Source organism: Duganella sp. Root1480D1 (assembly GCF_001427305.1).
Classification (GTDB): domain Bacteria; phylum Pseudomonadota; class Gammaproteobacteria; order Burkholderiales; family Burkholderiaceae_D; genus Rugamonas.
The window spans coordinates 24,338-38,333 of sequence record NZ_LMFZ01000003.1; the positions used below are offsets into that span (position 1 = coordinate 24,338).

A 13,996-nucleotide genomic window follows, 5' to 3' on the forward strand; every position below is an offset into this window, starting at 1 on the left:
GCTTTTTGCTCGTTGATTATTTCATGATTCCGAGGAGGCTGCTGTAATCGTCCGTCCACGGCCGCACATCCGGTGCTGGCGGCAGTTCGTGCAGGCCCGCATACGGCACCAGCCGGTCGCGCTGGCCGATCAGCACCCAGGTCGCAGCGGTTGTGCCGTGCTGCGGATCTGACATGTTCTGCGACAGGAAGGCGGTGCGGTGGAAACTGTCGGCAGCACGCCTGACGACCGGTGACATGTCCAGGTAGCGGTTGGAGATGTGGATGGCCAGCACTCCATCGGGCTTCAGGTGGCGGAAGTAGATATTGAAGGCCTCGGTGGTCAGCAGGTGTACCGGCACCGAGTCGCCAGAGAAGGCATCTACTGCCAGCACGTCGAACTGCTGCGGCACTTCGGCATCCAGTACCAGGCGCGCATCGCCAAGCGCAATCTCTTTCGTGGCGGGGCAATCGCGCAGGAAGCTGAAATATTGGCCCGCGAAATCCAGCACCAGCGGATTGATCTCGTAGAAGCGGTACACGTCGCCGGGCCGGCAATAGGCTGCCATGGTGCCGGCGCCCAGGCCGATCACGCCAACGTGCTGCGCCGAGCCGTTACGGCTGGCCGCGATGGCAATGCCGGCGCCGCTATTGCTGCCGTAGTAGGTCGTTGGCCAGCGCCGCTTTTGCGGCTCCAGGAATTGGCGGCCGTGCACAATGGTGCCGTGGGTGAGCTGGCGTACCTGGCTCGTGCCTGGCTCCGTATCCTTGACCTTGACCGTCCCATAAAAATTGCGGGCTTTGATCGATGGTACGGTAGGCCAGATCGCGTTGGCTCCCCATAATACGCCGACCAGCGTGGTGAAGAAAACCGCGGCCTTGATGCGCGCGCCACGCTGCATTGGCTCCGACGGGCGGTGATGGCATGCCATGCCGACGATGCAAACGGCGGCAATGCAGGACAGCGTCAGTTCATAGTCGTCGTTGAAGATGCGCGGTGCCAGCAAGCCGGTGAATATGCCGCCAATCGCGCCGCCGGCCGCAATCATCAGGTAGTAGGCGGTCAACCGTGCAGGTTGCGGCTTCAGGCGCGCCAGCTCACCATGGCAGGCCATGCAATAGGTGAAGATGCAGACGCTGAACAGCAGCGTAGGCCACACAATCCCGCGCGGCATCAGGCTGGGGAAGGTGGTGCAGGCGATCAGGAGTGGCGTCAGTACGGCCATCAGCGGCAGGAACAGCCAACGCTTGTACCAGCGCGCGCTTTCGAAGCAGAGGATGAAGGTCAGCAGATAGATCACCAGCGGCAGCACCCACAGCAGCGGTACTGGGGCAATGTTTGCGGTCAGGTGGCTGGTGGCCGCCATCAGTACGACCGTTGGCACGGCAGCGAGGGCGCACCATAACAGGCTATCGCGCCATGTCGGCTTGCCGGCTATTGCATCTTCGCGCAAGGTGTGGGGCGCTGTGCTGCGGCCGCGCCCACTCAGGGCGAGGGCGCCGCAAAACAAGGCAAACAGGCCAAAGCCCAGCGACCAGAAGGTGGACATCTCCTTGACAGTAAGGCGCGGCTCGAACAGCAGTGGATAGCTCAGCAAGCCAAGCAGCGAGGCGAAATTGGACAAAGCAAACAGGCGGTAAGGCACACTGCCGGGACGTTCCTGCGCGAACCAGTGCTGGACCAGCGGGCCCGTCGTCGACAGCAGGAAGTAGGGCAAGCCGATGGTTGCGGCAAGCAAGCCCAATAGCAGGAAGGCGGGGTCGTCGCCGACAGATGGCTTCCAGTTATTGCTTGGGACGATGGGCAGTGTCAGCGCCGCGGTCAACAGCAATCCCGCATGCAGCCAGGCCTGGCGGCGTGGTGCCAGGTAGCGGCTGGTGAGATGCGAGTACAGGTAACCCAGCAGGAGGGTGACCTGGAAGAACAGCATGCAAATCGTCCACGCAGCCGCTGAGCCGCCGAACCATGGCAAGACCATTTTGCCGATAATGGGCTGCACCTGGAATAACAGGAAAGCGCTGAGGACGATCGTTCCGGCGTAGAGGATGAGCATGCAAAATATTAACTCATGACGAGCCCTGCAGCGAGCGTCAGCATGACTGCGCCAGTCAGTCCTTCAATACATTTCCAGGCCAAGGGGCGACCGAATACTCCGGCCAGGCGGGTGGCACCGAAGCCGAGCGCGGTGAACCACAGGAGGGAAGCGGTCATGGCGCCGGCTGAAAAACCCACGCGCTGGCCGTCCGGGTAACTGCCACCAACGGAGCCCAGCAGCACCACCGTATCGAGGTAGACGTGGGGATTCAGCAACGAGAGGGCAACCACGCTTGCCAGCGCCTGCCTGGCGTCCGGTGCCGGAGTGGCAGCGTCGACCGCTAGCGACTTGGGTGTTAGCATCGAGCGCCAACTGCGCAGGCCGTACCACAGCAGGAAGGCAGCGCCACCCCAGCGCGCGGCGGCCAGCAAGAGGGGCGAACCCTGGATCATCGCGCCGGCGCCGGCGACACCCAGCGCGATCAGGAAGACGTCGATCACGATGCAAGCTGCCACCGTCAGCGCCACATGCTGGCGCTTGATGCCCATCCGGAGCACATGCGCATTCTGGGCGCCAATCGCCATGATCAGGCTCGCACCGAGCCCCAAACCGTTCACATAACTCTGCATTTTCTACTCCTGTTGTGGAGTCGGAATTCTGCCGCCCCTATCCCTGCAAATGAAGCTGAATTAAGATATTTCAGTATTCATTAATTTTGCTAAAGGATTAGCTGATGATTCCAGACGCGCGACAGGGTGAAGCTTTGGTGGCGGTGATCGACGCCGGCAGCTTCGAGCAGGCCGCGGCCGTCCTGCATTTGACGCCTTCGGCCGTATCGCAACGGGTCAGCGGGTTGGAATCGGCAGTTGGCGCGCCATTGCTGATCCGTAGCCGGCCAATTCGCCTGACCAGCGCAGGGCAGCGCCTGGTGCAATACTTGCGCCGCAGCCGCTTGATGGAGCAGGAATTCCTGGCCGAATTAAAGGCCGACGAGGCCATGCCGCCGCGCATTCCCGTTGCGGTAAATAACGACACTCTCGGTACCTGGTTTTTGCCGGAGTTGAGTGCTTTTCTGAACCGGGAAAATATCCTGCTGGAGATAATCCTGGACGACCAGGATCACACTTATTCCCTCTTTGAAAAGGGATTGGTGCTGGCAGGAGTTTCCAGCGAGCCGGAACCGATGCGCGGCTGCCGTTCGCAGCATTTGGGTTTCATGCGTTATCGCTTATTGGCCCAGCCGGATTTTGTAAAGCGCTGGTTCCCGGATGGCTTTAACCGCGAAGCCGCGCGTAAAGCCCCTGTCATGTTTTTTGACCGCAAAGATTCGCTTCAGGCGATATTTATCGAACGTGAATTGGGGTTGCCGCTTGGTGCGTATCCGGTCCATTACGTGCCATCCAGCGACCCGTTTGTCGAATCGATCCGGCTTGGAATGGGGTATGGCATGCTGCCGCACCAGCAATATAAATCGCTGCTGGGATCGGGCGAGTTAGTAGATTTAGTGCCAGGTAAATATCTCGATATTCACCTGTATTGGCACTCATGGCGGATCCAGTCGCCGAAGCTGGAACTGCTCACCGAGCAGGTGCTTGCCGCTGCCGGGCGGGCGCTGGATCGCTAAACTGAATATTGGTGCGAACGCGCCAACAGTTGGCGCGCCCGCTCGTGAAGCAATTAATACGTGTAGAACATGCGCTGCAGTTCCTTGGTATTGGAGGTTTTGGTCATGCCTAACATCAGGAGAATGCGGGCTTTTTGCGGGCTCAGGGTATCGGCAACAACGAAATCCAATTCATCGTCATTGGCTTCGCCATTACGGGCCAGAATGCCATTGCCGACGCGGCTGGCGCGAACGATAACAGTGCCATTCTTACGGGCCGCGACCAGGTCAGGTTTTACTTTGGCGGCCACGCTGCCGTCACCGGTGCCGGCGTGAATAATGCCTTTCGCGCCAGCGGCGATGAAAGCATTCAACGCGACTGGATTCATATTTGCGTAACCATAAACAATATCAATTTGCGGCAGTACGCTCAGGTTCGAAATATCGAATTCGGTATCGACCGTATGTTTGCGGGTGGTGGCGTGGTAGAAGAAGGCTTTTGGACCCTGCACATAACCCAGCATGCCCAATTCAGGGGTTTTAAACGAGTCGGGAGTCGAAGTATTGGTCTTGGTAACGTCGCGGGCACCGTGGATTTGATCGCCCAGGGCCACCAGCACGCCCTTGCCGATTGCATCCTGGCTGCCGGCAATTAATACCGCGTTATACAGGTTGATCGGGCCATCGGCCGACAGGGCGGTGCCAGGGCGCATGGCGCCCACCAGCACAACCGGCTTGCGCGACTTGACCACCAGGTTCAGGAAGTAGGCGGTCTCTTCCAGGGTATCGGTGCCGTGGGTGATCACGATGCCGTCAACGTTCGGCTGGGCCAGCAGGGTGTTGACGCGCTTGCCCAAGGTCAGCCAGTGCTCGTTGGTCATGCTTTCTGAAGCAATCTGGAACACTTGCTCGCCGGTGACGCTTGCAATCTTGGACAGTTCCGGCACGGCGTTTATCAATTGTTGGACACCGACAGTCGCAGCGGTGTAGCCGACCGTGGTGGTGGACGTGGCGCCCGAGCCGGCGATGGTGCCGCCTGTTGCAAGAATCGTGACATTGGGAAGCTTCTCTGCGTGAACGCTGAATGCAAGCAAGAATGCAAACAGGGTGAAAATGAAGTTCCTGGCTGTGTTACGTTGCATAAGTTCTCCTGTGGTTAGTTTTAAGAATGTTGCGCATGTTACTAGATTTGGTGCAGTATGGTTGTACTTCCTAGCAAGGACAATGCCAGTGGAAACAGACGAACTGAGTCTCGCTGTAGTCATGCAGCGCAAACCATTGAAGAGCGCTTGGCAGCCATTCCAGTGGCTGCCGGCGGAGGTCGTGTTGTCGCCTTTACCTGCGGGCGCACCGCGTTGCTTGCGGGATGATCCTTCCGAGACTTTGTGGCTGTATCCTGGCTTGTCGCTGCGCTTGTATTCCGACGAGGCTGAGGGCTACTTCCTGAATCTTGATTCCGGGTCGCCCTGCTGGTTCATCATGTGGCGATTGGAAGGCGAGTTGGCCGTGCCGAAATTTGTCACGCTTTCCTATAACGAGGCGGCACGTTTGATGGATGGGGGCGAGCAGGTCGATACCTTGCCCTTGCCACCTGCACTGGTGGAAAGGCTTGGCGCATTTGTGGCAGAGTATTACCGGCCCGAGCCTAAGGGCAAGCGCCGCAGGCCATCCTTCGAAGGTGGTGCCGCGGTCCAGCAAATGGCCCGTGCGGAAGGGGACGGGCGACATGGCCGCTGAGACTTTCTTTGCTCGCTGGTCGCGCGTCAAGGTTGAAGCTCGCCAGGAGCCTGTCGCGCAGGAACCTGCCGCTACCGAGGCTCCTGCCGAGGCGACTGCACCGGCTCCAACGCTTGAGCAGGTAGAAAGCCTGACGACAGATTCCGACTTCACCCCTTTCGTCGCGCGAGGCGTCGATGAAGCCGTGCGCCGCGCTGCGCTGAAAAAGCTGTTCGCAGACCCGCGCTTCAACGTGATGGATGGTCTCGATACTTACATCGACGACTACAACAAATTCGAACCCCTGACGCCCCTGATGGTGGCAGCCCTCAACCACGCCAAGGACCTGATCGCGCGCGAATTCGCGGCGGAAGAAGACGATGAGCCAAAAGACGAGGATCTGTAACTGCAATAACACCATGCCTGTGGACGGCGCTGCCATCGGTCGTGCTTTGGGCGAAGAGGCGCTGCCGGTTGCCAGCCAGCTTTGCCGGCGTGAAGTGAACCAGTACCTGCAAACACTGGAAGGTGCGGAGCGCATAGTGATCGGCTGCACGCAGGAGGAGCCGCTGTTCCGCGAGCTGGCGGAGATGAAGTCCACGGTGGCTCCGCTGCGGTTCGTGAACCTGCGCGAGACCGGTGGCTGGAGCGAGGAAGCGCGGCACACAACGCCGAAAATGGCGGCCTTGCTGGCCGCCGCCCGCTTGCCGGAGCCGGAACCGGTGCCGGAAGTCGAATACCAGTCCGAAGGCCGCGTCCTGCTGCTTGGCCCGGCACGACGCGTGCTGCCCTGGGCGCGCAAGCTGGAGCGGCAACTGCAGGTGAGTGTGCTGCTGACGGACGGCAGCGATGCAGCGATTGCAGGCCATTCCTGGCCAACCTTCACCGGAAGCACGCCTCGCGTGCACGGTTGGCTTGGCGCCTTCCACGTGAGCTGGCAGCAATCCAATCCCATCGATCTTGAGCTGTGCACGCGCTGCAACGCCTGCGTGAGGGCTTGCCCGGAGGGCGCGATCAGCCTGGCATATCAAATTGACCTGGATGCTTGCCGTTCGCATCGCGAGTGCGTCGCGGCCTGCGGTGCGGTGGCGGCGATCGATTTCGATCGCGTCGAAAAAGACCGCAGCGGTGAATTCGACCTGGTATTCGATCTGGGCGACACGCCACTGCTGCGCATGCACCAGCTGCCGCAAGGTTATTTTTCAGCCGGCGCCGACGAGGCTTCCGCAGCCCTGGCTGCCATGCGGATGCTGGAGATGGTGGGCACGTTCGGCAAGCCGCGCTTCCTCCAGTATAAGGAAAGTATTTGCGCACATAGCCGCAGCAAGCAGCCGGGGTGCAATGCCTGTATTGATATCTGCTCTGCGGAGGCAATTGCCAGTGCTGGCGATCATATCAAGGTGACGCCGCAACTGTGCGCTGGGTGCGGGGCTTGCACGACGGTGTGCCCCTCTGGCGCCCTGACATACGCCTGGCCGCGCGCTCCCGATTTCGGCGAGCAGGTTCGGACCATGCTGGCTACCTATACACGCGCCGGCGGTTCGCGGCCCGCGCTGCTGGTGCATGGCGAGGAGGAGGGCGGTGTGCTGGTGGGCGAACTTGGCCAGCTTGCGGCTGCGGGCGCTGCGCGGGGAGTGCCGGCGCGCGTGCTGCCTTTGCCTGTTCATCATGTTGCTTCGGTGGGGATGGATCTGTGGCTCGCTGCGGTCGCTTATGGTGCGGTTGACGTGGCCGTGCTGGTTACCGGCCGCGAGGCGCTGCAGTATCAGGATGCGCTCGCGGAACAAATGACGTTCGCGCAGGCGATCATCGATGGCCTGGGCTACAGCGGCATCTGCCTCCATTTAATGCGTGCACGCGACGCGGCGGAGCTGGACCGCGAGCTGCAACGCTTCGCCGCCAAAGATGTTGGCATGGCGGGGGCGGCGGCGCTGCCGGCGGCAACGTTTCACGTAGCGGCTGCGAAGCGGGAAACGCTGGACTTCGCGATTACACACCTTTCCCGGCACGCGCCAACGCCCCAGGACTGCATAGCCCTTCCCAATGGCGCACCGTTCGGAACGGTTGAAATCGTCACGGGCAAATGCACGCTCTGCATGTCCTGCGTTGGCGCCTGTCCCGAGTCCGCGCTGACAGACAACCCGCAGGCGCCCCAACTGCGCTTCACCGAGTCGAACTGCGTGCAGTGCGGCCTGTGCGTGAACACTTGCCCAGAGCAGGCCTTAAGCCTGCAACCGCGCCTCGCCTTGGGCGCGACAGCAAGGCAGGCCCGCGTCATCAACGAAGCCCAGCCCTACCATTGCATCAAGTGCCAAAAACCGTTCGGCACCCTGCAAATGGTGGAAAATATGATCGGCAAACTCGCGGGCCACGGCGCATTCTCGGGTAATCTCGACCGCCTGCGCATGTGCCCTGACTGCCGCGTAATCGACATGATGCAGCCCGCAAAAGAAGTCTCCATCTTTGAGGTAAAACGCCAATGACCGAAGACGAAGAATATGCGCGTTCCGAACTGTATGGCGTGCTTTCCATGCTGTTCTATGGCCCGCCATCGCAAGCAGTACTGGACCTGATCGAAGGCGCCGCCATTGAGGGCGACGGCGTGTTGGCCGATGCCTGGCGCGGCCTGCAATCCGCCAGCAGCAACACCGATGCCGAGCGCGCGCGCGAAGAATATGAGTCGCTGTTCATCGGCGTCGGCAAGCCGGAGATCATGCTGTACGGCTCCTACTACCTGTCCGGCTTCCTGATGGAGAAACCGCTGGCGGCGCTGCGTGAGGACCTGGCGCGGCTCGGCCTTGAACGCTCCGAACACCTGTCCGAAAGCGAAGACCACTTCGCCGCCCTGTGCGATGCAATGCGCTTGCTGCATGGCAGCATTGCAACACAGAAGGAATTTTTTACTGTCCATATCCAACCGTGGGCGCGCCAGCTGTTTGACGCTATCGATGCGCATCCCAGGGCAACTTACTATCGTGCAGTTGCTGGCCTGGCGCGCAGCTTCGTTGATGTGGAAACCCAGGCGTTCGATATGGGCTGAGCGTTAATGCATTGTTAAAATATTTGTGCTAGTGTTAAAAGACTAACTGTTGTTGGTTATGGGAGACCATGATGTCAACGCAATCCAACTCTGGAAGACGGTCCTTTTTCACCGGCATGGGCGCTTTGGCCGCTGCCGGCATTGCCGCGAAAATGGCCAGCAGCCCGCCCGGCACGACGCCGCCAGCGGAACCAGAACCGGAACCTCCTGCCGGCTCCGGCTACCGTCTCACAGAACATATTCAGAAGTACTACCGCACCACCAAGATCTAAGTGGAGGGCAATATGATGCTCCTTACACGTAAAGGGTCCGCAGGCTCCCGCACGCCTGGACGTTTCGCATCGAGCCTTGAAGGCAGCCTGGCGCGTGCCTTGCCGACGATGGACCGGCGCGCATTCCTGAAGCGCTCCGGTATCGGTGTCGGCGTCGGGCTGGCGGCGACGCAGCTGTCGCTGATGCGCAAGGCGCAGGCAAAAGATCCTGCCGCCGTTGATAGCGGTAGCAAAGCGGTCGTGCGGCGCACGGTCTGCAGCCACTGTTCGGTGGGCTGCGCGGTCGATGCGGTGGTGGAAAACGGTATCTGGATCCGCCAGGAGCCGGTGTTCGATTCGCCGATCAACCTGGGCTCGCACTGTGCCAAGGGCGCTGCGCTGCGCGAACATGGCCATGGCGAGTTTCGCCTGAAATATCCCATGAAGCTGGTGAACGGCAAATACCAGCGCATCAGTTGGGACCAGGCCTTGCAAGAGATCTCGGCGAAGTTGCTGGACCTGAAAAAGAAGGATGGTCCGGATTCGGTGTTCTTTGTCGGATCATCGAAACACAATAACGAGCAGTCGCAGTTGCTGCGCAAGTTCGTGTCCTTCTTCGGCACCAATAACTGCGACCACCAGGCCCGCATCTGCCACTCGACTACGGTGGCGGGGGTGGCGAATACCTGGGGCTACGGCGCCATGACCAACAGCTACAACGATATGCAGAACGCCAAGGCGGCCATGTATATCGGTTCCAACGCTGCGGAGGCGCACCCGGTATCGATGCTGCACATGCTGCATTCGAAAGAGAACGGCTGCAAGATGATCGTGGTCGACCCGCGCTATACGCGCACGGCGGCCAAGTCGGACCAGTACATCCGCATCCGCTCCGGCTCCGACATTCCCTTCCTGTACGGGATGCTGTGGCATATCTTCAAGAACGGCTGGGAAGACAAGGAGTACATCGCCGCCCGCGTCTATGGCATGGACAAGGTGCGCGAAGAAGTCGCCAAATGGACGCCTGACAAGGTGGAAGAAGCCTGCGGCGTGCCCGAAGCCCAGGTGCTGCAGGCGGCGGAAACGATGGCCAGGAACCGCCCGTCCACCGTGGTCTGGTGCATGGGCCAGACCCAGCACTCGATCGGCAACGCGATTGTGCGCGCTTCCTGCATCCTGCAGCTCGCGCTGGGCAACGTCGGCAAGAGCGGCGGCGGCACCAATATCTTCCGCGGCCACGATAATGTTCAGGGCGCGACCGACGTCGGGCCGAATCCCGATTCCCTGCCGGCTTACTACGGCCTGGCGGCAGGCGCCTGGAAGCACTGGTGCGCGGTGTGGGGTGTGGATTACGAATGGGTCAAGAGCCAGTTCGCCTCGCAAGCCATGATGGAAAAATCCGGCACGACGGTGTCGCGCTGGGTCGATGCGGTGCTCGAGAAAAATGAGCTGATCGACCAGGACAGCAACGTCAAGGCCGTCTTCTTCTGGGGCCACGCACCGAACTCGCAAACGCGCGGGCTGGAAATGAAGAAGGCGATGGACAAGCTGGAGATGCTGGTGGTGATCGACCCGTATCCTTCCGCCACGGCCGCCATGGCCGCGATGAAGGTGGAAGGGCAGGACGTCAACCCGAACCGCGCCGTCTACCTGCTGCCGGCGGCGACCCAGTTCGAGACTTCCGGCTCGGTAACCGCCTCCAACCGTTCGGTGCAGTGGCGCGAAAAAGTGATCGAACCGCTGTTCGAATCGCGCACCGACCATATGATCATGTACCAGTTGGCTGAAAAGCTGGGCTTTGGCAAACAATTGGTGGCCAAGATCAAGCTGGTCCCAGGCAAGGGCAACATGATGGAGCCGGAACCGGAGGACATGCTGCGCGAAATCAACCGCGGTAGCTGGACCATCGGCTACACCGGCCAGTCGCCGGAGCGCCTGAAAGCGCACATGCGCAATATGCACATGTTCGACGTGAAGACCTTGCGCTGCAAAGGCGGCAAGGACGCGGAAACCGGCTACGACCTGACGGGCGATTATTTCGGCCTGCCTTGGCCTTGCTACGGCACCCCGGAGCTCAAGCACCCCGGTTCGGCCAACCTGTATGACAACAGCCAGCACGTGATGGATGGCGGCGGCAACTTCCGGGCCAATTTTGGCGTGGAGCGTGACGGCGTCAACCTGCTGGCGGAAGATGGCTCGTTCTCCAAGGGCGCCGATATCACGACCGGCTATCCGGAATTCGACCACGTGCTGATGAAAAAGCTGGGTTGGTGGGACGAGCTCACCGATGCCGAAAAGCTGGCGGCGGAAGGCAAGAACTGGAAGACCGACCTTTCCGGCGGCATTCAGCGCGTATGCCTGAAGGTGCATGGCGTGCACCCCTTTGGCAATGCGAAGGCGCGCGCCGTAGTGTGGAACTTCCCCGACCCGGTGCCGCTGCACCGTGAGCCGCTGTTCGGCACCCGGCCCGACCTGGTGGCCAAGTACCCGACCCACGACGACAAAAAAGCCTTCTGGCGCATGCCGACCTTGTACAAGACAGTGCAGCAGAAGGCTGTGGACGATGGCCTTGCGAAGAAATTCCCGATCATCCTTACCTCCGGGCGCTTGGTGGAATACGAGGGCGGCGGCGAGGAAACGCGCTCCAACCCCTGGCTGGCGGAACTGCAGCAGGAGAATTTTGTCGAAATCAATCCGAAGGCTGCTTCCGACCGGGGTATCCGCAATGGCGAATACGTGATCGTATCGACGCCGACCGGTGCGCGCATCAAGGTGCGGGCGCTGGTAACGCAGCGCGTGGGCGTGGATACCGCCTTTATTCCCTTCCATTTCTCGGGCTGGTGGCAGGGCAAGGACATGCTGGAATACTACCCGGAAGGCGCGGCGCCGATTGTGCGCGGCGAGGCGGTCAATACTGCCACGACTTACGGCTATGACTCGGTCACCATGATGCAGGAGACCAAGACGACCATTTGCAATATCGAACGCTTCGCGGGCTGAGGGGATTGCCATGGCACGGATGAAATTCATTTGCGACACGGAGCGCTGTATCGAGTGCAACGCCTGTGCGACGGCGTGCAAGAACGAGCACGAGGTGCCCTGGGGCGTGAACCGGCGCCGTGTAGTGACCATCAACGATGGCATCATCGGGCAGGAAAAGTCGGTCTCGGTGGCCTGCATGCACTGTTCGGATGCGCCTTGCATGGCGGTGTGCCCGGTCGATTGCTTCTACCGCACCGAGGAAGGCGTGGTCCTGCATAACAAGGATGCCTGCATCGGCTGCGGTTACTGCTCTTACGCTTGCCCGTTCGGGGCGCCGCAGTTCCCCTCCAACGGAACCTTCGGCCTGCGCGGCAAGATGGACAAGTGCACCTTCTGCGCCGGTGGCCCGGAGGAAAATGGCTCGCAGGCGGAATTCGAAAAATACGGCCGCAACCGGCTGGCCGAAGGCAAGCTGCCGGCCTGCGCGGAGATGTGTTCGACCAAGGCACTGCTGGGCGGCGATGGGGACGTGGTGGCGGATATCTTCCGCACCCGCGTGGTCACGCGCGGCAAAGGTAGCGAGGTCTGGGGCTGGGGCACGGCCTACGGCAAACCGGAGGCTAAAACATGAAGCACTATCTTCTGTTAGCGCTGCTGGCGCTGGCCGGCTGCGGCGAGGTGTCGCAGTCGAAGCAGGGCAGTGCGGTGAATCGTGGCGACGAGCCTTCATACAAAGGCGCCAGCACAGCACAGGTGGCCAAAGGATGGACGCCGGGCGACAAGGCTTCCTGGGACAAGCAGGTGCGCGAACGCGGGCAACTGCAGAATGAATACGTGAAGACCAACCGCTAGGGAGGTTTGCCATGAAACGATGGTTGGCAATGCTGGCCGTGGCACTCGCCGCCGGCGCGGCCCTGGCAGCGGACGCGCCCGCGCCACCCCAGCCGGGCGCTTCCGCCCCGGCGCCGAACGCCGCGACCGGTGCAGCGATGCCGCGCGTCGAGTCGGTCGACATCCTCAAGCAAAACCAGGCCGAGCGCACGCGCGACCAGCCTGGCAACAATGCCCCCGTTTGGCGCAAGGTGGTTGCAGGGGAGGCGCATTACAGCAGCCTGCCATACCCGGAATCCGGCGTCCTGATCCAGCCCAAGGCCCAACTTCCCGGCCAGCCCGTTGCGACGACCGCCGGCGAAGCCTGGCGCCGCTTCCGCAACGGCCCCATGATCGGCATCGGCGGCTGGCTGATCCTCGGCGTGCTGGCGGCGATCGCAACGATGTACTTCGTCAAAGGGCCCATTAAGGTACATTCGCCGCCAACCGGCCGCAGGATACAGCGCTTCACGCCAACCGAGCGCTTCGTGCACTGGACTACCGCCATCACCTTTGTCCTGCTGGCTGCTTCCGGCCTGTGCATGATGTTCGGAAAATTCGTGCTGATGCCCATCATCGGCCACGCCCTGTTCGGCTACCTGACCTACGCCCTGAAGACCATCCACAATTTCGTCGGCCCCTTGTTCACGGTCTCGATCATTGTCACCTTCGTCCTTTTCGTCAAAGACAATTTCCCTATCCTTGCCGACATCAAATGGCTGGTTAGGCTGGGCGGCATGTTCGGCCAAGGCCACGCTCCTGCCGGACGCTTTAATGCGGGTGAAAAGCTCTGGTTCTGGGGCGGCGTTACCTTGCTCGGCCTGGCAGCCAGTGCCTCCGGCTTTGTGCTCGACAAGCTGGTGCCCAACCTCGAATACACCCGCTTCATGATGCAAGGCGCAAACCTGCTGCACATCACAGCTACCGTGCTGTTGATGGGCTTCGCGCTTGGCCACATCTACCTCGGCACGGTCGGCATGCAGGGTGCTTACAAAGCCATGCGGGAAGGTTATGTGGACGACGCCTGGGCGCGTGAACACCACGATATCTGGTACCAGGATGTAGTGGACGGCAAAGTGCCACGCCTGCGCGCCCCAGAGCACGATGGCGAAGTGGTGCCGCCGCCCGCACCCAAGACAGTCTGAGGAGCACGCCATGAACAAGCCTGTATTCGCCCTGCTACTGCTGGCCGCCTGCGGCGCTGCCCAAGCCAAGCTGCCGGCGCCAACCGATGAGCAGAAAGCCGCCGCCGCTGCCGTCAAAGACAAGCAAGCCTGGAGCGACAAGGTTGCCGCGTACAAGCTCTGCCAGGCGCAGGATCGCGTCGCTGCCCACTATTTCAAGACGAAAGGCAGCGGTGGCAAGCCAGCATCGGCAATGCCCGCCTGCGCCGATCCTGGGCCGTATGTCGCCCAAGTGGCAGCCACCAAGGAAGTCGGCGTCGCCGATTCGAAACCGGTGCCCGAGGCCGGCAAGACGAAGTAGGCAATGAAAAACCCGCCGCAGCGGGTTTCCACGGG

General features: G+C 61.1%; 14 protein-coding genes. 11 read left to right on the forward strand and 3 right to left on the reverse strand.

All coding sequences use genetic code 11. The features are described 5' to 3' along the window. Positions 1–16 precede the first annotated feature (16 nt). Positions 17–2,032, reverse strand: coding sequence for a fused MFS/spermidine synthase (locus ASD58_RS04685; RefSeq protein WP_057259957.1), 2,016 nt, complete (start codon positions 2,030–2,032; stop codon positions 17–19). An 8-nt stretch (positions 2,033–2,040) separates the two neighbouring features. Beyond that, positions 2,041–2,643, reverse strand: coding sequence for a LysE/ArgO family amino acid transporter (locus ASD58_RS04690; RefSeq protein ID WP_057259958.1), 603 nt, complete (start codon positions 2,641–2,643; stop codon positions 2,041–2,043). Between the two features lie 104 nt (positions 2,644–2,747). On the opposite strand from ASD58_RS04690, the gene ASD58_RS04695 reads away from it, so the two are divergent. Then, positions 2,748–3,638, forward strand: a complete 891-nt coding sequence (locus tag ASD58_RS04695) for a LysR family transcriptional regulator ArgP (RefSeq protein WP_057259959.1) — start codon at positions 2,748–2,750, stop codon at positions 3,636–3,638. Between the two features lie 53 nt (positions 3,639–3,691). On the opposite strand, the gene ASD58_RS04700 is transcribed toward ASD58_RS04695, so the two are convergent. Continuing rightward, positions 3,692–4,759 (reverse strand): type II asparaginase, encoded by a 1,068-nt coding sequence (locus tag ASD58_RS04700; RefSeq protein WP_057259960.1) that lies wholly within the window; start codon positions 4,757–4,759, stop codon positions 3,692–3,694. A gap of 82 nt (positions 4,760–4,841) precedes the next feature. On the opposite strand from ASD58_RS04700, the gene ASD58_RS04705 reads away from it, so the two are divergent. The 10 genes from ASD58_RS04705 to ASD58_RS04750 all read left to right on the forward strand — a co-directional run bounded on the left by ASD58_RS04705 (position 4,842) and on the right by ASD58_RS04750 (position 13,961). Next, on the forward strand, positions 4,842–5,354 hold the full coding sequence (locus tag ASD58_RS04705; RefSeq protein ID WP_082565227.1) for a DUF3305 domain-containing protein: 513 nt from the start codon (positions 4,842–4,844) through the stop codon (positions 5,352–5,354). Further along, on the forward strand, positions 5,344–5,739 hold the full coding sequence (locus ASD58_RS04710; RefSeq protein WP_057259961.1) for a DUF3306 domain-containing protein: 396 nt from the start codon (positions 5,344–5,346) through the stop codon (positions 5,737–5,739). Before ASD58_RS04705 ends, ASD58_RS04710 begins: the two co-directional genes overlap by 11 nt. After that, positions 5,714–7,816, forward strand: a complete 2,103-nt coding sequence (locus ASD58_RS04715) for a 4Fe-4S binding protein (RefSeq protein WP_082565228.1) — start codon at positions 5,714–5,716, stop codon at positions 7,814–7,816. The genes ASD58_RS04710 and ASD58_RS04715 overlap by 26 nt, the downstream gene beginning before the upstream one ends. Then, positions 7,813–8,373, forward strand: coding sequence for a molecular chaperone (locus tag ASD58_RS04720; RefSeq protein ID WP_057259963.1), 561 nt, complete (start codon positions 7,813–7,815; stop codon positions 8,371–8,373). The genes ASD58_RS04715 and ASD58_RS04720 overlap by 4 nt, the downstream gene beginning before the upstream one ends. Positions 8,374–8,441: 68 nt before the next feature. After that, positions 8,442–8,645, forward strand: a complete 204-nt coding sequence (locus ASD58_RS04725) for a hypothetical protein (RefSeq protein ID WP_229209896.1) — start codon at positions 8,442–8,444, stop codon at positions 8,643–8,645. Positions 8,646–8,660: 15 nt separating this feature from the next. Next, positions 8,661–11,624: a formate dehydrogenase subunit alpha gene (locus ASD58_RS04730; RefSeq protein ID WP_057260142.1), complete on the forward strand. Its 2,964-nt coding sequence runs from the start codon at positions 8,661–8,663 to the stop codon at positions 11,622–11,624. Positions 11,625–11,634: 10 nt separating this feature from the next. After that, positions 11,635–12,237, forward strand: a complete 603-nt coding sequence (fdh3B, locus tag ASD58_RS04735; RefSeq protein WP_057259965.1) for a formate dehydrogenase FDH3 subunit beta — start codon at positions 11,635–11,637, stop codon at positions 12,235–12,237. Continuing rightward, positions 12,234–12,458 carry a hypothetical protein gene (locus ASD58_RS04740; protein WP_057259966.1) on the forward strand — a complete coding sequence of 75 codons (225 nt, stop codon included), beginning with the start codon at positions 12,234–12,236 and terminating at the stop codon, positions 12,456–12,458. The genes fdh3B and ASD58_RS04740 overlap by 4 nt, the downstream gene beginning before the upstream one ends. Positions 12,459–12,469: 11 nt before the next feature. Further along, positions 12,470–13,621, forward strand: a complete 1,152-nt coding sequence (locus ASD58_RS04745; protein ID WP_057259967.1) for a formate dehydrogenase subunit gamma — start codon at positions 12,470–12,472, stop codon at positions 13,619–13,621. 10 nt (positions 13,622–13,631) lie between these two features. Next, entirely contained in the window at positions 13,632–13,961 is a 330-nt protein-coding gene (locus ASD58_RS04750; RefSeq protein ID WP_057259968.1) for a hypothetical protein, read from the forward strand. The last annotated feature ends 35 nt before the right edge of the window (positions 13,962–13,996 follow it).

Excerpts from the sequence above, each read along its gene's own strand:
- ASD58_RS04730 (WP_057260142.1), top strand. The coding sequence starts at position 8,661 with ATGCTCCTTACACGTAAAGGGTCCGCAGGCTCCCGCACGCCTGGACGT.
- ASD58_RS04685 (WP_057259957.1), bottom strand. The coding sequence starts at position 2,032 with ATGCTCATCCTCTACGCCGGAACGATCGTCCTCAGCGCTTTCCTGTTA.
- ASD58_RS04710 (WP_057259961.1), top strand. The coding sequence starts at position 5,344 with ATGGCCGCTGAGACTTTCTTTGCTCGCTGGTCGCGCGTCAAGGTTGAA.
- ASD58_RS04745 (WP_057259967.1), top strand. The coding sequence starts at position 12,470 with ATGAAACGATGGTTGGCAATGCTGGCCGTGGCACTCGCCGCCGGCGCG.
- ASD58_RS04705 (WP_082565227.1), top strand. The coding sequence starts at position 4,842 with ATGCCAGTGGAAACAGACGAACTGAGTCTCGCTGTAGTCATGCAGCGC.
- ASD58_RS04720 (WP_057259963.1), top strand. The coding sequence starts at position 7,813 with ATGACCGAAGACGAAGAATATGCGCGTTCCGAACTGTATGGCGTGCTT.
- ASD58_RS04725 (WP_229209896.1), top strand. The coding sequence starts at position 8,442 with ATGATGTCAACGCAATCCAACTCTGGAAGACGGTCCTTTTTCACCGGC.
- fdh3B (WP_057259965.1), top strand. The coding sequence starts at position 11,635 with ATGGCACGGATGAAATTCATTTGCGACACGGAGCGCTGTATCGAGTGC.
- ASD58_RS04740 (WP_057259966.1), top strand. The coding sequence starts at position 12,234 with ATGAAGCACTATCTTCTGTTAGCGCTGCTGGCGCTGGCCGGCTGCGGC.
- ASD58_RS04750 (WP_057259968.1), top strand. The coding sequence starts at position 13,632 with ATGAACAAGCCTGTATTCGCCCTGCTACTGCTGGCCGCCTGCGGCGCT.
- ASD58_RS04700 (WP_057259960.1), bottom strand. The coding sequence starts at position 4,759 with ATGCAACGTAACACAGCCAGGAACTTCATTTTCACCCTGTTTGCATTC.
- ASD58_RS04715 (WP_082565228.1), top strand. The coding sequence starts at position 5,714 with ATGAGCCAAAAGACGAGGATCTGTAACTGCAATAACACCATGCCTGTG.
- ASD58_RS04695 (WP_057259959.1), top strand. The coding sequence starts at position 2,748 with ATGATTCCAGACGCGCGACAGGGTGAAGCTTTGGTGGCGGTGATCGAC.
- ASD58_RS04690 (WP_057259958.1), bottom strand. The coding sequence starts at position 2,643 with ATGCAGAGTTATGTGAACGGTTTGGGGCTCGGTGCGAGCCTGATCATG.